The organism is Streptomyces sp. NPDC049879, assembly GCF_044461265.1.
Classification (GTDB): Bacteria; Actinomycetota; Actinomycetes; order Streptomycetales; family Streptomycetaceae; genus Streptomyces.
The window spans coordinates 19643-43862 of record NZ_JBITKT010000006.1 but is presented as its reverse complement, the minus strand read 5'-3'; the positions used below and the strand labels follow the sequence as shown (position 1 = coordinate 43862).

General features: G+C 74.3%; 22 protein-coding genes. 13 read left to right on the top strand and 9 right to left on the bottom strand.

The annotated features are described in order from the left end of the window. Nucleotides 1–25 precede the first annotated feature (25 nt). The 8 genes from ACIBPC_RS20925 (at nucleotide 26) to ACIBPC_RS20890 (ending at nucleotide 7964) form a co-directional block, all read left to right on the top strand. Nucleotides 26–844 (top strand): hypothetical protein, encoded by an 819-nt coding sequence (locus ACIBPC_RS20925; RefSeq protein ID WP_398846630.1) that lies wholly within the window; start codon nucleotides 26–28, stop codon nucleotides 842–844. 53 nt (nucleotides 845–897) lie between these two features. Further along, complete coding sequence (locus tag ACIBPC_RS20920; RefSeq protein ID WP_398846628.1) at nucleotides 898–1488, top strand: MarR family winged helix-turn-helix transcriptional regulator; 591 nt, start codon at nucleotides 898–900, stop codon at nucleotides 1486–1488. An 18-nt stretch (nucleotides 1489–1506) separates the two neighbouring features. Further along, complete coding sequence (locus ACIBPC_RS20915; RefSeq protein ID WP_362965345.1) at nucleotides 1507–1839, top strand: DUF3817 domain-containing protein; 333 nt, start codon at nucleotides 1507–1509, stop codon at nucleotides 1837–1839. Nucleotides 1840–1931: 92 nt separating this feature from the next. Continuing rightward, nucleotides 1932–3632 carry a methylmalonyl-CoA mutase gene (locus ACIBPC_RS20910; RefSeq protein WP_398846626.1) on the top strand — a complete coding sequence of 567 codons (1701 nt, stop codon included), beginning with the start codon at nucleotides 1932–1934 and terminating at the stop codon, nucleotides 3630–3632. 60 nt (nucleotides 3633–3692) lie between these two features. Continuing rightward, complete coding sequence (locus tag ACIBPC_RS20905) at nucleotides 3693–4673, top strand: tetratricopeptide repeat protein (protein WP_398846624.1); 981 nt, start codon at nucleotides 3693–3695, stop codon at nucleotides 4671–4673. A 510-nt stretch (nucleotides 4674–5183) separates the two neighbouring features. Then, a complete protein-coding gene (locus ACIBPC_RS20900; RefSeq protein WP_362965339.1) occupies nucleotides 5184–5801 on the top strand; it encodes a DUF6230 family protein in 618 nt (205 codons plus the stop codon). A gap of 149 nt (nucleotides 5802–5950) precedes the next feature. Continuing rightward, nucleotides 5951–6547, top strand: a complete 597-nt coding sequence (locus ACIBPC_RS20895) for a DUF6114 domain-containing protein (RefSeq protein ID WP_362965336.1) — start codon at nucleotides 5951–5953, stop codon at nucleotides 6545–6547. Beyond that, complete coding sequence (locus tag ACIBPC_RS20890) at nucleotides 6537–7964, top strand: hypothetical protein (protein ID WP_398846622.1); 1428 nt, start codon at nucleotides 6537–6539, stop codon at nucleotides 7962–7964. The genes ACIBPC_RS20895 and ACIBPC_RS20890 overlap by 11 nt, the downstream gene beginning before the upstream one ends. Nucleotides 7965–8213: 249 nt before the next feature. Here the strand turns inward: ACIBPC_RS20890 and ACIBPC_RS20885 are convergent, their stop codons facing one another. The 6 genes from ACIBPC_RS20885 to pta form a co-directional block, all read right to left on the bottom strand. Continuing rightward, entirely contained in the window at nucleotides 8214–8984 is a 771-nt protein-coding gene (locus tag ACIBPC_RS20885) for a GvpL/GvpF family gas vesicle protein (RefSeq protein WP_398846620.1), read from the bottom strand. Between the two features lie 43 nt (nucleotides 8985–9027). Further along, on the bottom strand, nucleotides 9028–9372 hold the full coding sequence (gvpO, locus tag ACIBPC_RS20880; protein ID WP_398846618.1) for a gas vesicle protein GvpO: 345 nt from the start codon (nucleotides 9370–9372) through the stop codon (nucleotides 9028–9030). A 135-nt stretch (nucleotides 9373–9507) separates the two neighbouring features. Beyond that, entirely contained in the window at nucleotides 9508–10254 is a 747-nt protein-coding gene (locus ACIBPC_RS20875) for an SAM-dependent methyltransferase (protein WP_398846616.1), read from the bottom strand. 262 nt (nucleotides 10255–10516) lie between these two features. Next, nucleotides 10517–11947 carry a pyruvate kinase gene (gene pyk, locus ACIBPC_RS20870; RefSeq protein WP_398846614.1) on the bottom strand — a complete coding sequence of 477 codons (1431 nt, stop codon included), beginning with the start codon at nucleotides 11945–11947 and terminating at the stop codon, nucleotides 10517–10519. A 37-nt stretch (nucleotides 11948–11984) separates the two neighbouring features. After that, nucleotides 11985–13187 carry an acetate kinase gene (locus ACIBPC_RS20865; RefSeq protein ID WP_398846613.1) on the bottom strand — a complete coding sequence of 401 codons (1203 nt, stop codon included), beginning with the start codon at nucleotides 13185–13187 and terminating at the stop codon, nucleotides 11985–11987. Then, nucleotides 13184–15343 (bottom strand): phosphate acetyltransferase, encoded by a 2160-nt coding sequence (pta, locus tag ACIBPC_RS20860; protein WP_362964409.1) that lies wholly within the window; start codon nucleotides 15341–15343, stop codon nucleotides 13184–13186. Before pta ends, ACIBPC_RS20865 begins: the two co-directional genes overlap by 4 nt. A 233-nt stretch (nucleotides 15344–15576) precedes the next feature. Between pta and ACIBPC_RS20855 the strand changes: the two genes are divergently transcribed. The 3 genes from ACIBPC_RS20855 (at nucleotide 15577) to ACIBPC_RS20845 (ending at nucleotide 18569) form a co-directional block, all read left to right on the top strand. Continuing rightward, nucleotides 15577–16602 carry an ATP-dependent 6-phosphofructokinase gene (locus tag ACIBPC_RS20855; RefSeq protein WP_362964411.1) on the top strand — a complete coding sequence of 342 codons (1026 nt, stop codon included), beginning with the start codon at nucleotides 15577–15579 and terminating at the stop codon, nucleotides 16600–16602. A 174-nt stretch (nucleotides 16603–16776) separates the two neighbouring features. Further along, on the top strand, nucleotides 16777–17766 hold the full coding sequence (locus ACIBPC_RS20850; RefSeq protein WP_398846611.1) for an ATP-binding cassette domain-containing protein: 990 nt from the start codon (nucleotides 16777–16779) through the stop codon (nucleotides 17764–17766). Beyond that, the gene (locus ACIBPC_RS20845) at nucleotides 17763–18569 is read left to right on the top strand and encodes an ABC transporter permease (protein WP_362964415.1); all 807 of its coding nucleotides are present in this window, start codon (nucleotides 17763–17765) and stop codon (nucleotides 18567–18569) included. Before ACIBPC_RS20850 ends, ACIBPC_RS20845 begins: the two co-directional genes overlap by 4 nt. Here ACIBPC_RS20845 and ACIBPC_RS20840 read toward each other — a convergent pair. After that, nucleotides 18507–21770 (bottom strand): BTAD domain-containing putative transcriptional regulator, encoded by a 3264-nt coding sequence (locus ACIBPC_RS20840; RefSeq protein WP_398846610.1) that lies wholly within the window; start codon nucleotides 21768–21770, stop codon nucleotides 18507–18509. The two genes, ACIBPC_RS20845 and ACIBPC_RS20840, sit on opposite strands and share 63 nt — an antisense overlap. Before the next feature lie 92 nt (nucleotides 21771–21862). Here ACIBPC_RS20840 and ACIBPC_RS20835 point away from each other — a divergent pair, with 92 nt between their 5' ends. Continuing rightward, nucleotides 21863–22237 (top strand): VOC family protein, encoded by a 375-nt coding sequence (locus ACIBPC_RS20835; protein WP_362964419.1) that lies wholly within the window; start codon nucleotides 21863–21865, stop codon nucleotides 22235–22237. 39 nt (nucleotides 22238–22276) lie between these two features. Here the strand turns inward: ACIBPC_RS20835 and ACIBPC_RS20830 are convergent, their stop codons facing one another. Further along, nucleotides 22277–22558 carry a YrhB domain-containing protein gene (locus ACIBPC_RS20830; RefSeq protein WP_398846608.1) on the bottom strand — a complete coding sequence of 94 codons (282 nt, stop codon included), beginning with the start codon at nucleotides 22556–22558 and terminating at the stop codon, nucleotides 22277–22279. A gap of 207 nt (nucleotides 22559–22765) precedes the next feature. Between ACIBPC_RS20830 and ACIBPC_RS20825 the strand changes: the two genes are divergently transcribed. Further along, nucleotides 22766–23128: an ASCH domain-containing protein gene (locus tag ACIBPC_RS20825; protein WP_398846606.1), complete on the top strand. Its 363-nt coding sequence runs from the start codon at nucleotides 22766–22768 to the stop codon at nucleotides 23126–23128. A 10-nt stretch (nucleotides 23129–23138) separates the two neighbouring features. On the opposite strand, the gene ACIBPC_RS20820 is transcribed toward ACIBPC_RS20825, so the two are convergent. Beyond that, nucleotides 23139–24047 (bottom strand): serine/threonine dehydratase, encoded by a 909-nt coding sequence (locus tag ACIBPC_RS20820; RefSeq protein WP_398846604.1) that lies wholly within the window; start codon nucleotides 24045–24047, stop codon nucleotides 23139–23141. Nucleotides 24048–24220 lie beyond the last annotated feature (173 nt).

Below are 24220 nucleotides of genomic sequence, written 5' to 3'. Positions count from 1 at the left end.
TTCCGACACGAGGTGGCATGTCCCGATGACCGAGCACGACACCCCCCACGAGGGAACCGACATCGGCGAGCGGCTGCACCTGCTCGCCGACCGCATGGAACCCGTCGTCACGCTCGCAGGCCCGGACGCGGCACGCCGCAGGGGCGAGCGCCGCCGCGCCCGCCGCCGCGCGGGTACGGCCGCAGCGTCCGTCGCGGTGCTCGCCGCCGTGACCGCCGGGGTCTGGCAGTCCGGCCTCCTCGGGAAGGCGGAGGAGCCGGCCGAGCCCGCGCCGCCCGCCGCGCGGGACGTCCGCGTCCCGTCACCGCGGCCCACGGGACTGCCCTGGGACGAGCGGTTCGCGTGGCGGCAGGCGGAACCGGACGCGGCGCTCGACCAGGTCCTGGCGGAATGGCGCGACAGCTGCGGATGGGGCGGCGGCCCGACGGAGACGGGGCAGGGGTCGGTCTGGTACTACGAGGGCGGGGGCGGCGCCCTGGCGACGTGGGAGACGATCGCCTTCGAGTCGTCCGTCGCCGCGAAGAACGCGGCGGAAGTGCTGCTCGACCGGGGCATGTGCGACTACGGCGCGCGCGCGGGCGAGCCGGGCACGGGGTTCGGCGTCGCCGACACGGGCACCAAGCCGGGCACGCCGGGCTCGGCCCGCCTCTACACCGCCCTGGACGGCAACCGGCTCGGTGTGCTCCGCATCATGGTCGGCGAGCCGGAGACCGGCGGATGGGGAGGGGACCCGTACCCGTACGTCCCGACCCCCGACGAGGGTGTCGACGGCTGCCTCGCCGGCCTGCTGGACGAGGAGCGCGAGAAGACCGCCTGCTGGGCCGAGCCCGGTCCGCTGCCCTGACCCCCGGCGGCCCACGGGAGGCATTCGTATGACCAGCCGGTAGGGTCGCTGGCGTGTCCAAACCGCTCAGCCTTCCCTTCGACCCGATCGCCCGCGCGGAGGAGTTGTGGAAACGCCGCTGGGGCTCCGCACCGGCCATGGCGGCGATCACCTCGATCATGCGCGCCCACCAGATCCTGCTCGCCGAGGTGGACGCCGTGGTCAAGCCGTATGGACTGACGTTCGCCCGGTACGAGGCCCTGGTCCTGCTCACCTTCAGCAAGAAGGGTGAACTGCCGATGTCCAAGATCGGCGAGCGTTTGATGGTCCACCCCACCTCCGTGACCAACACGGTGGACCGCCTCGTCCGCTCGGGGCTGGTCACCAAGCGGCCCAACCCGAACGACGGCCGGGGCACGCTCGCCTCGATCACCGACGAGGGCCGCGCCGTCTGCGACGCCGCCACCCGCGACCTGATGGCCATGGACTTCGGCCTCGGCGCGTACGACGCCGAGGAGTGCGGCGAGATCTTCGCGATGCTGCGCCCGCTGCGCGTGGCCGCCCTGGACTTCGAGACCCGGGACGACGGCGCTCCCGCGCCCGGCGCGGCGGCGGGCGCGCTGCGCTCCGGCGCCGGGGGGCCCGGCGAAGATCGCCCCGAATGACCGGATAGGCTCGCCGGCATGAAGCGGAGTGTGCTCACGCGATACCGGGTGATGGCCTACGTCACCGCGGTCATGCTGCTGGTGCTGTGCGTCAGCATGGTCTTCAAGTACGGCTTCGACACGGGTGAGGACGTCACGCTCCTCGTCTCCCAGGTCCACGGCCTGCTGTACATCATCTACCTGGTCTTCGCGTTCGACCTGGGCCAGAAGGCCCGCTGGCCGTTCGGGAAGCTCCTGTGGGTGCTGGTCTCCGGGACGATCCCGACCGCCGCGTTCTTCGTCGAGCGCAGGGTGGCCGCCGAGGTCGAGCCGCTGGTGGAGGCGCCCGAGGAGGAGCCCGTCGGGGTCTGACCCCGCCCGCGGCGCCACCGGCCCCCGGCGTCCCGGGGGCCGCCGTCGCGCGCCGTTGGACGGATACTTGGACGTCCAAGTAAATTGGTCGCATGGACGCAGACGCCATTGCCGCGGGCCGCCGACGCTGGCAGGCCCGCTTCGACGCGGCCCGCACCCGGGACGCCGACTTCACCACGCTCTCCGGCGACCCCGTCGAGCCCGTGTACGGCCCACGCCCCGGCGACTCGTACGAGGGCTTCGAGCGCATCGGCTGGCCCGGCGAGTTCCCGTACACCCGCGGCCTGTACGCCACCGGCTACCGGGGCAGGACGTGGACGATCCGCCAGTTCGCCGGCTTCGGGAACGCCCGGCAGACCAACGAGCGCTACCGCACCATCCTCCGCAACGGCGGCGGCGGCCTCTCCGTCGCCTTCGACATGCCCACCCTGATGGGCCGCGACTCCGACGACCCCCTCTCCCTCGGCGAGGTCGGCCACTGCGGCGTCGCCGTCGACTCGGCCGCCGACATGGACCTCCTCTTCGACGGCATCCCGCTGGGCGAGGTCACCACCTCGATGACCATCAGCGGCCCCGCCGTCCCCGTCTTCTGCATGTACCTCGTCGCCGCCGAGCGGCAGGGCGCCGACACCCGCGCGCTGAACGGGACGCTCCAGACGGACATCTTCAAGGAGTACATCGCCCAGAAGGAGTGGCTGTTCGGCCCCGAGCCGCACCTGCGCCTGATCGGCGACCTGATGGAGCACTGCGCCCGGCACATCCCGGCGTACAAGCCGCTGTCCGTCTCCGGCTACCACATCCGCGAGGCCGGTTCGACGGCCGCGCAGGAGCTGGCGTACACCCTCGCCGACGGCTTCGGGTACGTCGAACTGGGCCTGTCGCGCGGCCTGGACGTGGACACGTTCGCGCCCGGCCTGTCGTTCTTCTTCGACGCGCACATCGACTTCTTCGAGGAGATCGCCAAGTTCCGCGCCGCGCGCCGCATCTGGGCCCGGCGGATGCGCGACGTGTACGGCGCGACGAGCGAGCGCGCCCAGTGGCTGCGCTTCCACACTCAGACCGCGGGCGTCTCCCTCACCGCGCAGCAGCCGTACAACAACGTGGTGCGCACCGCCGTCGAGGCCCTGTCCGCCATCCTCGGCGGCACCAACTCCCTGCACACCAACGCCCTGGACGAGACGCTCGCCCTGCCCAGCGAGCGCGCCGCCGAGATCGCCCTGCGCACCCAGCAGGTGATCATGGAGGAGACCGGCGTCACCTCCGTCGCCGACCCGCTCGGCGGCTCCTGGTACGTCGAGCAACTCACCGACCGCATCGAGGCCGACGCCGAGCGGATCTTCGACGAGATCCTGGAACGCGGGCGGCGCGTGGTCCCGGACGGGCGGCACCCCGTCGGGCCGATCACCTCGGGGCTGCTGGCGGGCATCGAGGACGGCTGGTTCACCGGCCGGATCGCGGAGGCGGCGTTCGCCTACCAGCGCGCGCTGGAGAAGGGCGACAAGCGCGTGGTCGGCGTGAACGCGCACACCGGGTCGGTCACCGGCGACCTGGAGATCCTCCGGGTCGGCCACGAGGTCGAACGGGAGCAGGTCCGCGCGCTCGCCGGCCGCCGCGCGGCCAGGGACGACGCCGCCGTGCGCGCCGCGCTCGCCGCGCTGCTCGGAGCCGCCAGGGACGGGAGCAACATGATCGCGCCCATGCTCGACGCGGCGCGCGCCGAGGCGACGCTCGGCGAGATCTGCGGCGCCCTCAAGGACGAGTGGGGCGTCTACACCGAGCCGCCCGTCTTCTGACCGTCCTCCTCCTCCGGGGGGCGTACCCGTTCCGCCCCCGGAGGGGGGAGACTAGGACCCATGCAGCCACGCAACATGTCCATGAGCGGAGCCGTCGACCTCTCCGCGGTGAAGGCCGCGGCCGAGGCCAGGCAGAAGGCCGAGCAGGCGCGGGCCCAGCGCGCGGCCCAGCCGGAGGGCGGGCCGACCCCCGCCGCCGTGCGGCTCGTGATCGACGTCGACGAGGCCGGGTTCGAGCAGGAGGTGCTCCAGCGCAGCACCGAGGTGCCGGTCGTCATCGACTTCTGGGCCGAGTGGTGCCAGCCGTGCAAGCAGCTGAGCCCGGTCCTGGAGCGGCTGGCGGCGGAGTACGCCGGGCGGTTCGTGCTCGCCAAGATCGACGTGGACAGCAACCAGATGCTGTTCCAGCAGTTCGGCGTGCAGGGCATCCCGGCCGTCTTCGCCGTGATCGCGGGCCAGGCGCTGCCGCTGTTCCAGGGCGCGGCGCCCGAGCCGCAGGTGCGGCAGGTGCTCGACCAGCTGATCGAGGCGGCCGAGCAGCGCTTCGGCATCGTCGGGGCGCCGGTCGACCCGGAGCAGGCCGCGGCGGCGCGCGAGGCGCAGGCGGCGGCCGAGCCGGCCGAGCCCGTGAACCCGGCGCTCGCCGCCGCCCACGCGGCGCTCGACTCGGGCGACCTCGGCGGCGCGATCCAGGCCTACGAGAACGTGCTGGCCGACAACCCGGCCGACGAGGAGGCCAGGATCGGCCTCGGCCAGGCCAGGCTCCTCGACCGCGTGCGGAACGCGGACCCGGAGCAGGTGCGCAAGGACGCGGCGGAACGGCCCGGCGACGTCGCGACGCAGCTCGCCGTGGCGGACCTCGACCTGGTCGGCGGGCATGTCGAGGACGCGTTCGGCCGTCTCGTCTCCGCCGTCCAGCGCAGCGCGGGGGAGGACCGGGACGCCGCGCGCGTGCGGCTGCTCGAACTCTTCGACCTGGTCGGCCCGGAGGACCCGCGGGTCGTCGCGGCCAGGAGCGCCCTGGCGCGCGTGCTGTTCTGAGGCCGGGGGCTTCCCGCCCGGTGGCCGCGGGCGCAGGGGGTGCCGCGACGTCCGCCGGTGCCCGCCGTTTCCGATGTTCCGTCAAATCTTGGTAAACCCTGCGCCCGCGGCCGCGTTCTCCCCGGGTGAGCGCTCGCTCAGGTGTCCGAGGCGGTTGGTCACCTCTGGTGGCGCTCTGCCCCTCTTTGTCATGCGCGCGAAGTGCGGTGCCGGCTCCGGGACGGGCGTCCCGGAGCCCGGGTTATTTAACTCCCAAGTAACCAACCCCTTGTGCCGGAGCGTGAGATGGACCACGATCGGCGGGGTCGGGGGTGCCACGCGCCCGGCCCGGAACAGGGGGGTTCCCGCCGCGGTGGGACCTGTCCGGAGGACCGCGCACACGGCGGTCCGTGGCTGACGCCGGGGTGCAGACCGGCGGCATCGCGCTTCTCCTCTCCAGGCGCCGGACGGCTTGCGGAACCACGGGCTCTCCGGGGCCCTGGGGATGCTCGTCCGAAAAGGAGGATTTTCATGGAGTCTCAGGCTCGCGGCGGCACCAGATGGCGGCGGTTCGGTCTGGTCATGGTGCCGAGCGTGGCCGCCACAGCCGCCATAGGCGTCGCCATCAGTTCCGGTGCCCTCGCCACCTCGCTCAGCATGTCGGGCGACGCGTTCAAGGTGCGCGTCGAACGGCTCGAAGGCAACGGGTTCGTGCAGTACGGCACGGTGATCACCACCGCCGGTGACGGCGAACGGGCGGTCGCCGTCTCGGCGTTCGACCACGCCACCATCACGGAGCTGTGCCAGTCGGTGGTCGTCTCCCTCCCGATCATCGGCGATGTCACGCTCCGGATCACGGCGGGCACCACACCGGGCAGGCCGGTGGAGGCCGACAACCTCTTCATCGACGTGGCCCAGCTGGACGCGGACGCCACCTTCAGCGACATCAGGATCGGCGTCAGCACCGGTTCCACCGGCCGCATCCAGGACGGCGACGGCAACGCCCAGGCCGACTCCTTCGCGCAGCAGGCGGAGGGGGCCGTCCTGACCGATGTGGAGCAGGTCGCCTACGGGACGTCGGCGGGAACGTTCACCCTCACCGATCTGAGCCTCAGTCTGCACACCGGCTCGGACGACGAGTGCTTCTGACGCACCGATGAACCACGTGCCGGGGCAGCGGACGGCGGCGCTCGCGCCGTTCCTGCCCCGGGGGCGTAGCGGAGGCGTCCGCACGCGGCGGGCGCGACCGCCGTATCGTGCATCCCGCTACTGAACGCGCCACCAGGGGAGTACGTGCTGTGACTGTCAATGCCGAAGAGCGGCCGGGGATCTCGTCGTGGACCAGAGGCCGCGTCGCGTTCCGGAACTTCCGCTGGCGGCGGCCGTTCTGGGCGGGCCTGTTCGTCGGCACCGCGGGCGGACCCATCCTGTGGGTCCCCTACGCGAACCTGACGCTCGGCCAGCTCAACGTGCGCCTGTCCACGACGGCGGGGGCGAGCGCCGTCGTGATCGGCGTCCTGCTGATCGTGCTGGGGCTGACCATATGGTTCCAGCCGCACGTCCGGATATTCGCGGGCGTCGCCGCCATCCTGCTGTCGCTGGTGTCCCTGGTCATCGCCAACTTCGGCGGAGGGCTGATCGGCTTCCTGCTGGGCCTCGTGGGCGGCGCGATGAGCGTCGCGTGGGTGCCGGGGACGGCCGGGAGCACCACCGGGGAGGGCGCCGGGGAAGCGGCCGGGACGGGCACCACCGCTACGGCCGCGGCGCGCGACACCGTGCCGCCGGCCCGCGTGCCGGGGACCGGGAGCGCGCTGGCGGCCTTCGGGGGAGCCGCGCCCGGGGGAGGCGGGCGGCCCCCGGGGCATCCAGGGAAGGACGACGAACGTGCCGAGTGAGGACATAGCCGCGGAGAGCGGCGCGCGCGCCGGGCGGGCCGCCGCGCGCCGTACGCTGCGCAGCCGCCTGCGGACACCGGTCGGCAAGGCGATCGTCCTGGCCGCGATGCCGTCCGCCGCGCTGCTGGGCATGGGCATCGGCTCGCCCCTCGCGAAGGCCGAACCGCAGCCGCCGCCCAACCCGTTCCAGGACCGGCCGTGCGTCGAGATGCCGGACGAGGAGCCCGCGGGGGAGGCGGACGACCGGGCGGCGCGCGAGGAGACGGCGCAGGAGGAGGCGGCGTCCGAGGAGGCGGCCGCCGAGGAGGACGTGCCGGAGACCCGGCCGCCCGTACCCGAGGACGACGCCCCGGCGCGGGACGAGACCCCCGCGCCGCCTGCCACCGGGGCGGAGGCCGGTGGCGGTGCGGCGGGGGAGGAGGAGCAGGCGGAGGCTCCCCCCGAGGAGGCTCAGAGCGCCCAGGACGCCCAGGACGCCCAGGAGGCGGAGGACGCGGAGGGCACGGAGGACGCCGGGGACGCGGCGCGGCCGTGGGACCCGCTGGGACTCGGCGAGGGACTTGAGGACCTGGGAAACGCCGTGGGCGACATCCTCACGCCGGGCCGCGGGGACGGCGGTGACGGGGGCGGCGAGGACACGCCGCCGCCCGACGCGCCGTCCGAGCCGGGGCGCCCCGAGGACCCGGAGGACACCCCGGAGCCCCCGGGCGACGACGGCCCCGGCTCCGGCGACCCCGGCCTCCCCGACGAACCGGCCGACCCCGGCGCCGACGCCGGGACCCAGCCCGAGACCGAGACCGAGCCCGACGCGGACGCCGACAGCGACCCGGACCCCGGCACGGAACCGGACACGGAGCCGGGCGCCGACGACGCGGCGGCGGACGACCCGTTCGCCCCCGACGAGCAGGGCCGCCTCCCCTACCCGTGCCCCGAGGAACGCAGCGTCCCGGGCACGGACGAGGCCCTGCCCGTCGTCCTCCCCGACGAGGGCTGGTACCTGCAGGCCACCTACCTGACCCTCCGCGGCCTCGACTACGAGGGCGTGGTCAACGTGACGACGTCGGGCGGCCGCACCAAGCAGGCCCTCAAGTTCACCGCGGACCAGCTCGACATCGGCGACCTGCACCAGATCGTGGACGGCGAGGGCGCGCTGCGCTACCACGTCGGCACGGCCACCGGCTCCAACTCCACCTTCAGGAACGGCCGGGTCACCATGTACACCGAGCGCCTGGAGGGCAACCTCTTCGGGGTCATCCCGATCGTCTTCGACCCGGAGCACGAGCCGCCGCTCGACATCTCGTTCGCGTTCTTCACGGACGTCTTCGTGCACCAGGCGGGCCAGTTCGGCGGCGACCTGACGCTGCACGGCATGGAGATCTACACGACGGAGGACGGCCCGACGCCCCTCCCCGGATGAGAAGGGCGCCGTACGGCCGGGCGGGTCTCCGCGCGGAGGGGCCCCCGGGGCGGAGCGCCCCCCCCACCCCCGGGCACCGCGCGGGCGGCCCCAGGGCCCGCCCGCGGGCCCGCGCGGCCCGACCCCCCCCCGGGCGTCCCCCCCCCCGGCGGGCGCCCCCCCCCCCCCCCCCCCCCCCCCCCCCCCCCCCCCCCCCGGGGGGGGCCGCCGGGGGCCCCCCCCCCCGGCCCCCCGGCGCCCGGCGGGGCGTCAGACCGTGGCGAGCGGCCGCTGGGCCGCCGCGCCGAACAGGCCGGCGAACCCGGCCGAGCCCGCGAAACCGTACGGCGGCAGCGGCCCGTTGACCGCGAGGTCCAGGTGCGGCATGTCCTCCTGGAGCCGCTGGGCCGCCGTCAGGAACGCGGCGGCCCTGTCGCGGTCCACGAGGAAGGCCATCGTCAGGATCCAGCCGTCGGCGCCCGGCCCGCCGCGGTGCCGCGCTGCCAGCGGGGCGAGCGCCTCCTCCACCGTGGCCGTGTCCCGCGCCGCCTGCGCGGCCACCGCCGCGTCGAGCAGCTTGCCGAGCCGCAGCTTGTCCGCGTACGTGCCGCCGCCGTCGGCGCGGACCGCCGCGTTCAGCCGCCGCACCTCCTCGTCCCTGGCGACGATGCCGCGCAGCAGCGTCTCCTCGTCGTGCATGCCGCGCACGGTGAACTCGACGCGGCCCGCGACCGTGTCGAGCGCCTCCCGCAGGGCGTCCGACCGCGCCGTGAGCAGCGCGCGTACGGAGCGGTCGTCGGGGGCGACGCTGCCGAAGCGCAGCGGCAGCACGGTCGCGCCCGCCGCGGCGGACAGCACGCGCTGGTGCGCGAACAGGTCGCGGCGCGTCGGCCGCAGTCCTGGCGGGCAGTCGCTCACGACGGCGGCCACGCCGCCCGCGCGGACGACGCGCACCGCGCGCGGCGGGTTGCCCACCCCGGCGAGGCCCGCCGGGAGCTGGGGCAGCCCGGAGTGGGTGATGCCGTAGACGTAGGTGCTCATGTCGATCCGCTCTCCCGTCACACCCGGACGGACGGACGCGCGGTCAGGCGGGCCCCCGCGGGCCGTGCCGCCGGTACCGCCGGACGCGGCGGCAGCCGGTCACCCGGCCGTCGGGCCCGGTGGTGACCTCGTACACGGCCAGGACGGCGGGCGTGCGCCGGAGCGGCGGTGTCTCGACCACCTCGGCCTCCAGCAGCCAGCCGTTCCCGTGCCGTTCCAGCCGGGTCACCGCCTCCGCGCGCAGTCCGGTCAGCGCGGTGAACTCGGCGCCTGCCGTGCCGATCATCTCCAGCACGGCCCGCGCCGGGCCCGCGCCCGTGTCGTCCGGGCTGTCGTCGTTCGTGTCGTCGTTCGTGTCGTCGCTGTGCTCTGTCGCTTCGCGTGCCATGGCTTAGATCGGGTTCCGCCGCAGCGCGCCGCCAAACGTCGGGAGCGCCGGCCGGCCGGGAGGACGGCCTGATTCAGGACAGGGGAACGCGCGGGTCCCGGCGGGGTGCCGCCGGGACCCGCGCGCGCCGCACCGTCAGCGGGCCATCAGCGCGAAGACTCCCCAGCCCAGGTGTTCCCGCTGGTGGCGGGCGTAGCGGGCGGGCTCCGCGGTCAGCTCGGCCCGTACGCCGTCGGCGAGTTCGTCGTCCGGATGGGCGTCGAGCCAGCGGCGGAGGTTGAGCCACTGCGCCGCCTGGTAGCGGTCCCAGTCGTCCTGGGAGGCGAGCACCATCTCCACGACGTCGTACCCGAGTACGCCGAACTGCCCGATCAGCCCGTGCAGCGGCAGGAAGTCGTCGGGACCGCCCGCGCCGCAGCCCTCCGCGGTCTCCTGGTCAGGCACCTCGCGGCGCCAGTACGGCTCGCCGATCAGCATCAGGCCGCCCGGCCGGAGGCTGCGGCGCAGCAGCGCGGCGGTGCCGGCCACGCCGCCGCCGATCCAGGTGGCGCCGACGCAGGCGGCCAGATCGACCGGCTCGTCCGCGACATGGCCGGAGGCGTCGCCGTGGACGAACGCGACCCGGTCGGCGACGCCGAGCGCGGCGGCGCGGGCGCGTGCCCGCTCGGTGAACACCGTGCTGATGTCCACGCCGGTGCCGGTGACGCCGTGGTCACGGGCCCAGGTGCACAGCAGCTCGCCGGAGCCGCTGGCGAGGTCGAGCACGCGCGTCCCGGGCGCCAGGCGCAGCGCGCGGCCCAGGGTGGCGAGCTTCTCAGAGCTGAACGGGTTGTGGATGCGGTGGCTGCTCTCGCGCAGCGTGAAGATGCGGGGAAGGTCCACGAGGGGTGATCCTTGCGTTCGACGGGGTCGTGGTGTCTGCGGAGGACGGTCGGCCGGAGTCGGCCGCCGTTGCCAGGACCGTCATCGAAAGCACCTCGTTCGCGCTGTGGGACCCGTGGACCCGCTGGAGTCTGGCACCCCGGCGCCACCCCCACAACCGCCTTTCGCCGCGCGGCCGGTGGAGCCGGCCCGTGACACGACAGCGCCCCCGGACGGTCGCTCGGGTGCCGGGGGCGTGCGGATGTGCTGTGGGGGGCGGGCGTCAGACGCCCTGATGGCCGCCGAGGTGGTGGACGCGGACCATGTTGGTCGTGCCCGCGACACCGGGGGGCGAACCGGCGGTGATGATCATGGTGTCGCCCGACTCGTAACGGCCCAGGCGCGACAGCTCCGCGTCGCACAGCTCGACCATCTCGTCGGTGTGGTTCACGTTCGGCACGACCGTGGTCTCGACGCCCCAGCTGAGCGTCAGCTGGTTGCGCGTCGCGGGCTCGGAGGTGAACGCGAGGATCGGCTGCACCGCGCGGTAGCGGGACAGGCGGCGGGCCGTGTCGCCCGACTTGGTGAAGGCGACGAGCGCCTTCGCGTTCAGGAAGTCCGCCATCTCGGCGGCGGCGCGGGCCACCGAACCGCCCTGCGTGCGCGGCTTCTTGCCCGGCACCAGCGGCTGGAGGCCGCGGGAGAGCAGCTCGCCCTCGGCGGCGATGACGATCTTCGACATCGTCTTGACCGTCTCGATCGGATAGCGGCCGACCGACGACTCGGCCGACAGCATGACCGCGTCCGCGCCGTCCAGGATCGCGTTGGCGACGTCCGAGGCCTCGGCGCGCGTCGGGCGCGAGTTCTCGATCATCGACTCCATCATCTGGGTCGCGACGATGACCGGCTTCGCGTTGCGGCGGCACAGGTCGATCAGGCGCTTCTGCACCATCGGGACCTTCTCCAGCGGGTACTCCACCGCCAGGTCGCCGCGCGCCACCATCACGCCGTCGAAGGCCAGGACGACCTCCTCCATGTTGTCCACGGCCTGCGGCTTCTCGACCTTCGCGATGACCGGGACGCGGCGGCCCACGCGGTCCATCACGCGGTGCACGTCGCGCACGTCGTCCGCGTTGCGCACGAACGAGAGGGCGATCATGTCGGCGCCGAGCCGCAGCGCGAACTCCAGGTCCTCCACGTCCTTCCCGGACAGCGCGGGCACGTTCACCGCGACGCCGGGCAGGTTGATGCCCTTGTGGTCCGAGACGACGCCGCCCTCGATGACGATGGTCCGCACGCGCGGGCCGTCCACCTCCAGCACCTGGAGCGCCACGTTGCCGTCGTTGATGAGGATCGACTCGCCCTTGGCCACGTCGCCGGGGAGGCCCTTGTACGTGGTGCCGCAGATGGTGCGGTCGCCGGGGACGTCCTCGGTGGTGATGGTGAACTCGTCGCCGCGCTTCAGCTCCACCGGGCCGCCCGCGAAGGTCTCCAGGCGGATCTTCGGGCCCTGGAGGTCGGCGAGGACGCCGATGGCGCGGCCGGTCTCCTCGCTGGCCTTGCGGACGCGGTGGTACCGCTCCTCGTGTTCCGCGTGGGAGCCGTGGCTGAAGTTGAAGCGGGCCACGTTCATCCCCGCCTCGATGAGCGCCTTGAGGCGGTCGAACGAGTCCACGGCGGGGCCCAGCGTGCAGACGATTTTGGAACGGCGCATGAAGCGATCCTATCGTTTTGTTCCGTGGTGGAATAATTCAGGTGCTGACCAGATCGTATGCCTGGCCCGCGATCTCCAGTTCCTCGTCCGTGGGCACCACGGCGACCGCGACCGAAGCGTACTGCGGGGAGATGAACCGGGGGCCGCGTTCCGCCGACGCGTTGAGGTCGGGGTCCACCGCCAGGCCCAGCGGTTCGAGACCGGCCACCGTCGCCGCGCGCACCGGCGCCGAGTTCTCGCCGACCCCGGCCGTGAACACCACCGCGTCCACCCGCCCCAGCACCGCCATGTACCCGCCGATGTACTTGCGCAACCGGTGCGTGTAGACGTCGAGCGCCAGCCGCGCCGCCCCGTCCCCCTCGTCCACCCGCCGCGTGACCTCGCGCATGTCGTTGTCCCCGCACAGGCCCAGCAGCCCCGAGCGCCTGTTCAGCAGCTCGTCCACCTCGTCGAGCGACATGTCCGCGTTCCGCGCCAGGTACGGCACGACCGCCGGGTCGATGTCGCCCGACCTGGTGCCCATCACCAGCCCCTCAAGCGGCGTCATGCCCATCGACGTGTCCACGCACCGGCCGCCCCGCACGGCGGCGGCGGAGCAGCCGTTGCCCAGGTGGAGGACGATCACGTTGACGTCCTCGGGCGCGCGGCCGAGCAGCGCGGCCGTACGGCGCGAGACGTACGCGTGCGACGTGCCGTGCGCGCCGTACCGCCGGATGCCGTGCTCGTCGGCGGTGCGCACGTCGATCGCGTACCGCGCCGCGTACTCCGGCATCGTCGTGTGGAACGCGGTGTCGAAGACCGCCACCTGCGGGACGCCGGGGCTGAGCGCCGCCGCCGTCCTGATGCCTTCGAGGTTGCCCGGGTTGTGCAGCGGCGCGAGCGGCACGAGCGCCTCGATGTCCGCGATGACCCGGTCGTCCACGACCACGGGACCGCTGAAGACGTCCCCGCCGTGCACGACGCGGTGCCCCACGGCCGCCAGCTCCGGCGAGTCGAAGCCCGTGCCGTCCGCCGCCAGTTCCTCCGCCGCCGCGCGCAGGGCGGCGCGGTGGTCGGCGAACGGGCCGCCGCGCTCGCGCCGTTCACCGTCCGCCGGGGTATGCACCAGCCGCGCCGACCGCTCGCCGATCCGCTCCACGATGCCGGTGGCCAGGCGCCGGCGGCCGTCCATGTCGATCAGCTGGTACTTCACCGACGACGATCCTGAGTTGAGCACCAGCACGCGTGTCGCCTCGGTCATGCGGGGGACTCCTCGCCTGCGGCGGCGCCGGACGCGCCGCCCCGTTCGTTCTGCGCCTGCACGGCGGTGATCGCCACCGTGTTCACGATGTCCTGCACCAGTGCCCCGCGCGACAGGTCGTTCACCGGCTTGCGCAGGCCCTGGAGGACGGGGCCGACCGCGACGGCGCCCGCCGAGCGCTGGACGGCCTTGTACGTGTTGTTGCCGGTGTTGAGGTCGGGGAAGACCAGCACGGTCGCCTGCCCCGCGACCGCCGAGTCCGGCAGCTTCGCCGCCGCCACCGTCGGCTCCACCGCCGCGTCGTACTGGATGGGCCCCTCGACCGACAGGTCGGGCCGCGACCGGCGGACCCGCTCCGTCGCCTCGCGCACCTTGTCCACGTCCGCGCCGGAGCCGGACGTGCCGGTCGAGTACGACAGCATGGCTATCCGCGGCGTCACCCCGAACTGCGCGGCCGTCGCCGCCGACTGCACGGCGATGTCGGCGAGCTGCGCCGCGTCCGGGTCGGGGTTGACCGCGCAGTCGCCGTAGACGAGCACCTGGTCGGCCAGGCACATGAAGAAGACGGACGAGACGATCGACGCGTCCGGCCGCGTCCTGATGATCTCGAACGCGGGCCTGATCGTCGCGGCCGTCGAGTGCGCCGCGCCCGACACCATGCCGTCGGCCAGGCCCTCGTGGACCATCAGCGTGCCGAAGTAGGAGACGTCCGAGACGACGTCCCAGGCCAGCTCCTGCGTGACGCCGCGGTGGGCGCGCAGGCGCGCGTAGGTCTCGGCGAATCGTTCCCGCAGCGGGGAGACGCGCGGGTCCACGACGCGCGCGGAGGGCACGGGCGAGGCGGCGTCGGGCAGTTCGTCCGGGCCGAGCAGCCGCAGGTCGAGCCCGAGGTCGGCCGCGCGCTTGCGGACCGCCGCCTCGTCGCCGAGGAGGGTCAGGTCGCACACGCCACGCCGCAGCAGGACCTCGGCGGCGCGCAGGACGCGTTCCTCCTCGCCCTCGGGCAGCACGACATGGCGGCGGTCGGCGCGGGCCCGTTCGATCAGCTCGTGCTCGAACATCATCGGCGTCACCCGGTCCCCGCGCGCCACCGAGAGACGCTCCGTCAGCGCCGCGGTGTCCACCCGCGTCTCGAAGAGGCCGAGCGCGATCTCCGCCTTGCGCGGCGTCCCCGCCGTCAGCTTCCCCTCAAGACCCGACAGCGCCGCCGCGGTGTCGAACGAGCCGTCCGGCACCATCAGCACGGGCGTCCCCGGCGCCAGCCGGTCGGCGAGCGCCATCGTCCGCTCCGAGGGCCGCTCGTCCAGCGTCAGCAGCACCCCGGCCACCGGCGGCGAGCCCGCCGAGTGCGCGGCGAGCGCGCCGAGCACCAGGTCCTCGCGGTCGCCCGGCGTCAGCACGAGGCAGCCCTCCGTCAGGGCCCCGAGGAACGTCGGCAGCATCGCGCCGCCGAAGACGAAGCCGCGCACGTCGCGCGCCAGCCCCGTCGCGTCGCCCAGCAGCACCCGGGCGCCCAGCGCGTCCGCCACCTGCGCCACCGTCGGCGCGGCCAGCGCGGGCTCCTCCGGCAGCACCCACACCGGCACCGGCAGGTGGCCGTCCAGCTCGCGCTCCGCCGCGGCCGCCTCCTCCGCCGCCACGCGGTTCGCGATCATCGCGACGACGTCGCAGCCGAGCGACGTGAAGGCGTGGTGCGCGTTCCGCACCTCGGCGGCGACCGACTCGCCGGTCTGGCCCGGCCCGGCGATCACCGGCAGGACGGGGGCGCCCAGCTCGTTCGCCAGCCGCGCGTTCAGCGCCAGTTCGGCCGGGAGCTGCGTGTCCGCGTAGTCGGTGCCGAGGACGAGCACCACCTCGAAGTCCCGCGCGACCTCGTGGAAGCGCTCCACGAGGCGGCCCACCAGCTCGTCCGTGCCGTGCTCGGCGTGCAGCGCGGCGGCCTCCGCGTACGCCATGCCGCGCGCCGACGACGGCGGCTGCGCCAGCCGGTAGCGGCCGCGCAGCAGCTCGAAGACCAGGTCGGGGCCCTCGTGCGCCAGCGGCCTGAAGACACCGACGCGGTCCACCTGCCGCGTGAGCAGCTCCATGACCCCCAGCTCGATCACCTGGCGGCCGTCGCCCCGGCCGATGCCGGCCACATACACGCTGCGCGTCACGGTCCCCTCCCTGTTCGCTTCCCGGCCCGCTCGTGGCAAGCTCGCCTTGAGGCGCCGCGGGCAGTCTTTCCCGACCGTACCCGCGCGGGGGCGGCACGCGCGCGGCGGGAGACCGGATCGGCGAAGCCCCGTCCGGGCGCACCCGCGGCCGTGAAAGAATTCCCGCGGCCCCGAAGGCGCGGCATCCCAGTTCCCGACGAGCACCAGTCCCTAGCGAGCAGGAGAGCACCACCATGCGAATCGGAGTTCTCACCGCAGGCGGTGACTGCCCCGGTCTCAACGCCGTGATCCGGTCGGTCGTCCACCGCGCGGTGGTCGACCGCGGCGACCAGGTGATCGGTTTCGAGGACGGCTTCAAGGGCCTGCTCGAAGGCCGCTACCGCGAACTGGACATCAACGAGGTCAGCGGGATCCTCGCGCGCGGCGGCACGATCCTCGGGTCCAGCCGCCTGGAGCGCAACCGGCTGCGCGACGCCTGCGCCAACGCCGAGGCGTTCCGGCACAAGCTCAGCCTCGACGCCCTGATCCCGATCGGCGGCGAGGGCACCCTCACGGCCGCCAGGATGCTGTCCGACGCGGGCATCCCCGTCGTCGGCGTGCCCAAGACGATCGACAACGACATCTCCGCCACTGACCGCACGTTCGGCTTCGACACCGCCGTGGGCGTCGCCACCGAGGCCATCGACCGGCTGAAGACCACCGCCGAGTCGCACCAGCGCGTGATGGTCGTCGAGGTCATGGGGCGGCACGCGGGCTGGATCGCGCTGGAGGCCGGCATGGCGGGCGGCGCGCACGGCATCTGCGTCCCCGAGCGCCCGTTCCAGGTGGACGACCTGTGCAAGATGGTCGAGGACCGCTTCGCGCGCGGGAAGAAGTTCGCGGTGATCTGCGTCGCCGAGGGCGCCCGCCCCGCCGAGGGCTCCATGCCGTACGAGCGCGGCGAGATCGACCCGTACGGGCACGAGCGGTTCGCGGGCATCGGCAACCGGCTCGCCGCCGAGCTGGAGCACCGCCTCGGCAAGGAGGCCAGGCCCGTCATCCTCGGCCACATCCAGCGCGGCGGCACCCCGACCGCGTACGACCGCGTCCTCGCCACCCGGTTCGGCTGGCACGCGGTGGAGGCGGCGCACCGCGGCGAGTTCGGCATGATGACGGCCCTGCGCGGCACCGAGATCGTCATGACCCCGCTGGCCAGCGCCACCATGGAGCTGAAGACCGTCCCGCAGAACCGCATGGACGAGACCGAAGCCGTCTTCTGATCCCCAGCCGAGCCCGGCCCCTCCACCCCCACCCGAGCCCGCCTTGTCAGCCACTGGCACGGCGGGCTCACCGCTGTCAGCGCCCTGTGCGGACGCTGACAGGCCCCTTCGCGACAGTGACCTGGACACACCGCACACAGGCACACACCAGCGACAAGGAGAGGGGAGCCCGGGATGAGCTACGCCTTCCGGACCACGGGCCTCGTCAAGCGCTTCGGGGACACCACGGCACTCGCCGGGGTGGACCTCGCCGCCAGGCCCGGCACCGTACTGGGGGTCCTCGGACCCAACGGAGCGGGCAAGACCACCGCCGTCCGCATCCTCGCGACCCTGCTGCGCCCGGACGGCGGGCAGGCCGAGGTCGCGGGGTACGACGTGGTGCGCGACGCCGAGGAGGTGCGCCGCCGCATCGGGCTGACCGGGCAGTACGCCTCGGTGGACGAGGACCTGACCGGCGTCGAGAACCTCGTCATGATCGGCCGCCTCCTCGACCTGTCCCGCCAGGACGCCAGGACGCGCGCCGCCGAGCTGCTGGAGCAGTTCGACCTGACCGCCGCCGGCGGCCGCCGGGCCGGCACGTACTCGGGCGGCATGCGCCGCCGCCTCGACCTGGCCGCCAGCCTCGTCGCCCACCCCGAGGTCGTCTACCTGGACGAGCCCACGACCGGCCTCGACCCGGCCAAGCGCGACGACGTGTGGGGGCTGGTGCGCGACCAGGTCGCCGCCGGGGTGACCGTGCTGCTGACCACGCAGTACCTGGAGGAGGCCGACGCGCTGGCCGACGAGATCGTCGTCATCGACCACGGCTCGGTCATCGCCCAGGGCACGCCGCACGAGCTGAAGGCCGTCGTCGGCGGCCAGACGCTCCAGGTCAGGCCGCTGGACCCGGCGCGCCTCGGCGAGGTCGGCGACCTGCTCGAACGCGTCACCGGCGGCCGCCCCGACTCCCCGGCGCGCGGCGTGCTGAGCGTCCCCGTCACCGGGGACGGGGCGCTGCCGCCGCTGGTCGTGCGGCTGGCCGAGCAGGGCATCGAGGTTGTGGAGCTGTCGCTGCGGCTGCCCAGCCTCGACGAGGTCTTCCACAGCCTGACGGGCCGCACGCGCACCGCCGCCTCCTCCACCACCACCGACAGCACCGACAGCAAGAAGGGGGCCCTCGCATGACCGCCACCACCCTCACCCGCCCCGCCGTCCCCCGTAAGCCGTCGCTCGCGCGCGGCGTCACCCACAGCCTCACCCTGGCGCGGCGCAGCCTGATCAAGACGCTGCGCACCCCCGAGCAGCTGATCGACGTGACGCTCCAGCCGGTCATCTTCGTCGTGATGTTCGTCTACCTGCTGGGCGGCGCCGTCTCCGGCTCCACCTCCGAGTACCTGCGCTTCCTGCTCCCGGCGATCATGGTGCAGACCGTGATCTTCGCGACCGTGGGCACCGGCGTGAACCTCAACACCGACATCAAGAAGGGCGTCTTCGACCGCTTCCGCAGCCTCCCCATCGCCCGCTCGGCACCCCTGCTCGGCTCGGTGCTCGGCGACATGGTCCGCTTCGTCGTCTGCATCGCCGTCCTGCTCGGCTTCGGCACGGCGCTCGGCTACCGCATAGGGACCGACCCGCTGTCCGCGCTGGCGGCCTGCCTGCTGGTGATGGTGTTCGCGTTCTCGCTGATCTGGGCCTCGGTGCTGCTCGGCGTCGTGGCCCGCGAGGCGGGCGCGGTGCAGGGCATCATGTTCCTCGCGATGTTCCCGCTGACCTTCGGCACGAACATGATCACCCCCACCGAGAGCCTGCCCGGCTGGCTCCAGTGGTGGGTCAAGGTCAACCCCGTCACGGACGTCATGGAGGCCGCCCGCGGCCTGCTGAACGGCGGCCCGGTCGCCGGACCCGTCACGACGACGCTGCTGTGGTCAGCCGGCCTGTTCGCCGTGTTCTTCCCACTTGCCGTCCGGGCCTACCGCCGCAAGGCGTAGCCGTGTCAGCGCCTCGGTGCGCGACAGGGCGGCCCCCACCGCGTACGCCGCCTCGAACCCGGCGTCGCCCAGCTCCCCGCGCAGCCGCGCGGTGAACCGGGCGATGTCCGGGTTCGAGGCGTACGGGAGGCCGCGCACCGCCTCGGACGCGCCGAGCAGTTCGGCGGCGGCGGTCAGGTCGCCCCGCGCCGCGGTCACCCCGGCGAGCGCGGTGCCCACCATGCCGATGACCGGCATGTCCCAGACGGACTCCCCGTCCCGCAGCGCCTGCGCCACCTGGCAGGCCGCCTCGTCGACGGACCCGCCCAGCTCCAGCAGGACCGCCGCCTTCCCGCAGCGCACCGCCGCGCTGAGCTGCGGCTGCACGAAGGAGCGCCGTTCCAGCAGCGCCCCGGCGGCCTCGTACTCCTCCCGCGCGCGCGTGAGGCGCCCCGCACGCCGGTGGATGTCGCCGAGCGCCTGGCACGCCAGCACGACGACGAAGACCTCGCCGCGCTGCTCCGCCTCCCGGCGGTAGCGCTCCAGCTCCTCCTCGGCGCGCGCCACGTCGTCGCGCTCGCCGTGCAGGACGGCGAGCCGTACGCGCAGGTGCTCGGCGTCGGACTCGGTGTGCAGCTCGTCCATCAGCCGCATCGCGTCCTCCAGGCAGGCGGCGGCCGTGTCGTCGTCGCCGGAGTAACGGTTCAGCTCGCCGAGGGACGTGAGCGCCATCGACAGTCCCCAGCGGTCGCCGACCTCGCGGAACGCGGCCACCGCCGCCTCCAGGTCCTCCCGCATGCCCTGCGGCTCGCCCTCGTTCTCCCGCATCGCGGCGCGCATCAGCCGCAGCATCGCGCGCGTCCACGGCTCGGGGTGGTCGAGCGGGACGTCCGGCGGGCGCCGCCGTTCGCTGTTCCACGCCTCGAAGAAGGCCAGGCCCGGCTTGAACACGGCGATCACCGGGTGCCGGTCGGCGCGCTCGCCCAGCTCGTCGAGCGCGCGGCGCAGGCGGACGACGTAGCGGTGCGCGTCGCGCGGGTCGCCGGTCGAGGCGATGTTGATCACGCCCACGCCCAGTGCGACCGCCAGGGGCTCCGGCGGCGGGTCGCCCGGGACGTCGAGGGCGGCGCGCATCCAGTTCGCGGCCTCCCCGTGCGTGCCGCGCATCGTCCAGTAGAGCGCGAGCGCGGCGCACAGGCGGACGGCGGTCTCGGCGTCGCCGGTGCCGGTGGAGTGGTGGAGGGCGGCCAGCAGATTGTCCCGTTCGGCCATCAGCAGCTTGATCCACGGCAGTTGCCCGCCGCTGCGCAGGTGCGGCTCGGCGGTCTCGGCGAGCCGCAGGAAGTACGCGGCGTGCGCGTCCCGCACGGTGCGCAGCCGCCCGTCCGCCGTCAGCCGCTCGACGCCGTACTCGCGCAGCGTCTCCAGCATCCGGAAGCGCGGCCCGTCCGACGGCTCGTCGGCCTCGGCGGGCTGGAGCAGCGACTTGTCGGCGAGGGACAGCAGCAGGTCGAGCACGTCGTCCGCCGGGACGCCGCACACGCCCTCGGCCGACTCGGGCGTGATGCCGCCGGGGAAGACGGCGAGCGCGGCGGCCAGGTCGCGTTCTGCGTCCGTCAGCAGCTCCCAGCTCCACGCGACGACCGCGTGCAGCGTGCGGTGGCGCGGCAGGGCGGTGCGGCTGCCGCCGGTGAGGAGCCGGAAGCGGTCGTCGAGGCGGGCGGCGAGGTGGGCCGGCTCCATGGCGCGCAGCCGTGCGGCGGCCAGTTCGATGCCGAGGGGGAGTCCGTCGAGGCGGCGGCAGATCTCGGTGACGGCGGCGACGTTCTCCGCGTTCACCGTGAAGCCCGGCCTGACGGCGGCGGCCCGGTCGGCGAGCAGCCGTACGGCGGCGCTGGCCAGTGCCTCGTCCGGTGTCGCGCCGGGTCCCGGTGTCGAGAGCGGCGGCACGGGGGACAGCGACTCGCCGGTGATGCCGAGCGGTTCGCGGCTGGTGGCGAGGACGCGCAGCCCGGGGCAGTGGCCGAGGAGGTGGTCGGCGAGGCGGGCGGCGGCGTCCACCAGGTGCTCGCAGTTGTCGAGGACGAGGAGGGTCGGCGCGGCGGCGAGCACCTCCGTCAGCATCCCGAGCGCGTCGCGCGGGGGAGCGGCGGAGCCGGGCGGCCGCGGCCGTTCCAGTACGCCGGTGACGCGGCGGCCCAGCGCGTCCACCACGGCCTGCGGCACGTCGTCGGGGTCGGTCACCGGCGCCAGCTCGACCAGCCACGCGCCGCCGGGGAAGCCCTCGGACAGCCCGGCCGCCGTCGTGGCGGCCAGCCGCGTCTTCCCGGCGCCGCCGGGGCCGACGAGCGTGACGAGCCGGGACTCGTCCAGCCGCTTCGCGATGAGGCCCAGCTCCTCCTCGCGGCCGATGAAGCTGGTCAGGGCCGAGCGGAGGTTGCCGGGCACGGGCGCCTGGGCCGGGGGCGCGGCGGGTGTCAGGCCGCTGTCGGCGCGCAGGACGGACAGGTGCAGGTCGCGCAGCTCGGGGGAGGGGTCGACGCCCAGCTCGTCGGCGAGCAGCGCGCGGTACTCCTCGTACGCGCCCAGCGCCTCGGCCTGGCCGCCGGTCGCGTAGCGGGCGCGGATCAGCAGGGCGCGGGGGCGTTCGCGCAGCGGGTGGGCGGCGGCCAGCTCCTCCAGCTCGGCGACGACGGCGGCGGCGCGGCCCGCCGTCACCTCGGCGTCGTACAGGTCCTCGCGGGCGGCGAGCCGCAGTTCCTCCAGGCGGGTCGCGGGCGCGGCGGCGAACGGCGCGTCGGCCGCGTCGGCGAGCGCAGGCCCGCGCCACAGGGCCAGCGCGGCGCGCAGCGCGGTGACGGCCTCGGCCGTGTCGCCCGCGGCCAGCGCGCGGCGGCCCTCGTCGGCCAGCCGCTCGAAGCGGATGGCGTCCACGGCGTCCTGCGGCACGGCCAGCCGGTAGCCGCCGGGCGCGGAGACGATCAGCCCTGGCTCCGGCAGGGCGCGGCGCAGGCGTGAGACGAGGGACTGAAGCGCGTTCGCCTGGTCGCCGGGGACGTCCCCGCCGCCCCACAGCGCGTCCACGAGCGTGTCACCGCGCACCGTCCGCCCGGCGTCGAGCGCCAGCCGGGTGAGCAGCGTACGCAGCCGCCCGCCGGTGACGGCGACCGGTCGTCCCTGGGAGGAGGCCACTTCGAGTGGCCCGAGAATGCCGACCTGCACCGGGCCAGTGTCGCACCGGCCGCGCGGCGCGCACGCGGGCGGTGCGGAAACGGGGTGGCGCGGCGCGTGGTGTCCGGGGCAGGCTCGGGCGCATGGTCTCAGTGGTGCAGAACATCGCGATCGACTGCGCGGACGCCTACGGTCTCGCGCGATTCTGGAGCCGGGTCACCGGCTGCCCCGTCAACCCGGACGACCGGCCGGGCGACCCGGAGACGCAGGTGCTGCTCGCGGAGGGGCCGGTCCTCCACTTCAACCAGGTGCCGGAACCGAAGACCGCCAAGAACCGCCTGCACCTGTGCCTGCGCCCGGACACGACCCGCGAGGCCGAGGTCGAACGCGTCCTGGCCCTCGGCGCGACCCTCACCGCCGACCACCGCAACCCGGACGGCACGGGCTGGGCGGTCCTGTCGGACCCGGAGGGCAACGAATTCTGCATCCTCCGCAGCACCGCGGAACGCAACGCCTGACCCACCGGAATCACCACGGCGTCTCCCGGCGCGGGCCGCTCACCGCTCGGACTCCAGCTGGGCCACGAAGTCGCTCACGGGCCGGGCGGACGGTGGCCAGAGCGGCGAGGTGCCGTCCTTCGGGACCACCAGCACGCGTGTCATCGGAGCCTTCGTCATGTCGCCTGTGTCGATGCGCTCCTGTGTGTCGAAGGGGACCAGCCAGAGCGTCCGGTGTTCCTGGAGGAGTTCCGGCAGCATCACGAAGGTGTACCCCTCACCCCGGTATGCCTTCGCCAGGAACTCGGCCGCGCTTCGCAGGGCTTCCTCGTGTGAGATCACACGGACAGCCTCTCGCGGACGCGGGCGCTGTGTCGCGCGTGGGGGGTGGTGTGTGCGCCGGGGAGTGTGTGGTGGGGCGTGTGGGGGGTTGTGGTGCTTCTAGTTCTTGTGTCCGTGCGGAAGGTGGCGGGCAAAAGTGGAGGAGGGGTCACTTCCGCGCCGGGTGGCCCCGCCTCTCCCGCCGAGCCCGAAGGGCAGTCTCCTGCGATGGCCACTCCTCCCGCTCCCGCCGCGCGTGAGCACCTCCTCAGCATCCGCAAGGTCTGGTTCGACCTCGTGGGACGGGGGTTGAAGACGGTCGAGGTCCGCGTGGGCTATCCGAAGATCCGCCGCATCGCGCCGGGCGACCTGCTCTACCTGACCGCCGACCACGCCACGCGGCGCACGCGCGTCGTGCGCGTCGCCGCGTACGCCTCGTTCGCCGAGCTGCTCGACGCCGAGGACCCCGCCGCCGTGGGCGGTCCCGGCGCGGATCGCGAGGCGGTGCTGTCCGCGCTGCGGGAGATCTACCCGCCGGAGAAGGAGGCGCTCGGCGTCTACGCCCTCCAGCTCTCGCGCGACGGCGACTGACCGCCGCCCGTCACGCCAGGTCGGACGGGTCCGTGTTCGCGCCGCACAGGACCACGCACGTCTCGGCCGGGGAAGGCGAGGACAGCGCCCCCGCGTACGCCGCCGCCGCGCCGTGTTCGACCGCGATCCGGTGTTCGTCCCACAACAGCCGCCTGGCGGCGGTGATCTCCTGGTCCCGCACGAGCACCGATGTCGTGTGCGGGCGGCGCGCCCAGTGCAGCGCCTCGGCCGAGACGCGGCGCGCGCCCAGCGAGTCGGCCGCGACCGACCGTACGGGCACGTCCACCGGCGCCCCCGCCTCCAGCGCCGCGTTCAGGGCCCGGCTGCCCTCCGGTTCGACGGCGACGACCCGCACGCCGTGCCGCTCCGCCGCCGCGGCGACCCCGGCGAACAGCCCGCCGCCGCCCACCGCGACGACCACCGTGCCGATCGAGGGACGGGCTTCGAGGATCTCCGGCAGCAGCGTGCCCGCCCCGGCGGCGATCAGCGGATCGTCGTACGCGTGCGACCCCAGGGCGCCGTTCGCCGCCGTGAACGCCGCGCACGCCTCCGCGGCCTCCGCGTACTCGCGCCCCACCCGGCGCACGTCCGCCCCCAGGCGCCGCAGGCGCGCGACCTTCACCTCGGGCGCGGTCTCGGGGACGAACACCGTCGCGGGAACGCCCTGCCGCCCGGCCGCCCACGCGCAGGCGAGGCCCGCGTTGCCGCCGGAGGCGATGGTCACGCCCGCCGCCGGGATGGTGCCCGACTCCCGGTGCGCCGCCGTGAAGTTGAGCGCGCCGCGCGCCTTGAACGTGCCGGTGTGCTGGAGGAACTCCAGCGCGAACCAGAGCCGCTCCCCGGCGTGCGCCAGTGCCACGGGGCGCGTGCGGCCCGTCACCCGCCGGGTGGCGGCCTCGATGTCGTCGTAGCCGATCACCGCCGCAGTCTAGGACGGGGGTGAAACCGGGCGCGGGAAGGTGATAACCGTCACACGCGCACCAGCCGTCACATTCCCCCGGCCCGCCCATGGCCGGAAAACGCCGTCGCGCGGCGCCTGCCGGGCGGGACGCGGCCGGAGGCGGCGGCGGACGGCGGGGGCCGGGCCGTTGC

Bases quoted from the DNA above. Each gene is read 5' to 3' on its own strand.
- ACIBPC_RS20925 (WP_398846630.1), top strand. From the start codon at position 26: ATGACCGAGCACGACACCCCCCACGAGGGAACCGACATCGGCGAGCGG.
- ACIBPC_RS20915 (WP_362965345.1), top strand. From the start codon at position 1,507: ATGAAGCGGAGTGTGCTCACGCGATACCGGGTGATGGCCTACGTCACC.
- ACIBPC_RS20910 (WP_398846626.1), top strand. From the start codon at position 1,932: ATGGACGCAGACGCCATTGCCGCGGGCCGCCGACGCTGGCAGGCCCGC.
- ACIBPC_RS20905 (WP_398846624.1), top strand. From the start codon at position 3,693: ATGCAGCCACGCAACATGTCCATGAGCGGAGCCGTCGACCTCTCCGCG.
- ACIBPC_RS20900 (WP_362965339.1), top strand. From the start codon at position 5,184: ATGGAGTCTCAGGCTCGCGGCGGCACCAGATGGCGGCGGTTCGGTCTG.
- ACIBPC_RS20885 (WP_398846620.1), bottom strand. From the start codon at position 8,984: ATGAGCACCTACGTCTACGGCATCACCCACTCCGGGCTGCCCCAGCTC.
- gvpO (WP_398846618.1), bottom strand. From the start codon at position 9,372: ATGGCACGCGAAGCGACAGAGCACAGCGACGACACGAACGACGACACG.
- pyk (WP_398846614.1), bottom strand. From the start codon at position 11,947: ATGCGCCGTTCCAAAATCGTCTGCACGCTGGGCCCCGCCGTGGACTCG.
- ACIBPC_RS20865 (WP_398846613.1), bottom strand. From the start codon at position 13,187: ATGACCGAGGCGACACGCGTGCTGGTGCTCAACTCAGGATCGTCGTCG.
- ACIBPC_RS20855 (WP_362964411.1), top strand. From the start codon at position 15,577: ATGCGAATCGGAGTTCTCACCGCAGGCGGTGACTGCCCCGGTCTCAAC.
- ACIBPC_RS20850 (WP_398846611.1), top strand. From the start codon at position 16,777: ATGAGCTACGCCTTCCGGACCACGGGCCTCGTCAAGCGCTTCGGGGAC.
- ACIBPC_RS20845 (WP_362964415.1), top strand. From the start codon at position 17,763: ATGACCGCCACCACCCTCACCCGCCCCGCCGTCCCCCGTAAGCCGTCG.
- ACIBPC_RS20835 (WP_362964419.1), top strand. From the start codon at position 21,863: ATGGTCTCAGTGGTGCAGAACATCGCGATCGACTGCGCGGACGCCTAC.
- ACIBPC_RS20825 (WP_398846606.1), top strand. From the start codon at position 22,766: ATGGCCACTCCTCCCGCTCCCGCCGCGCGTGAGCACCTCCTCAGCATC.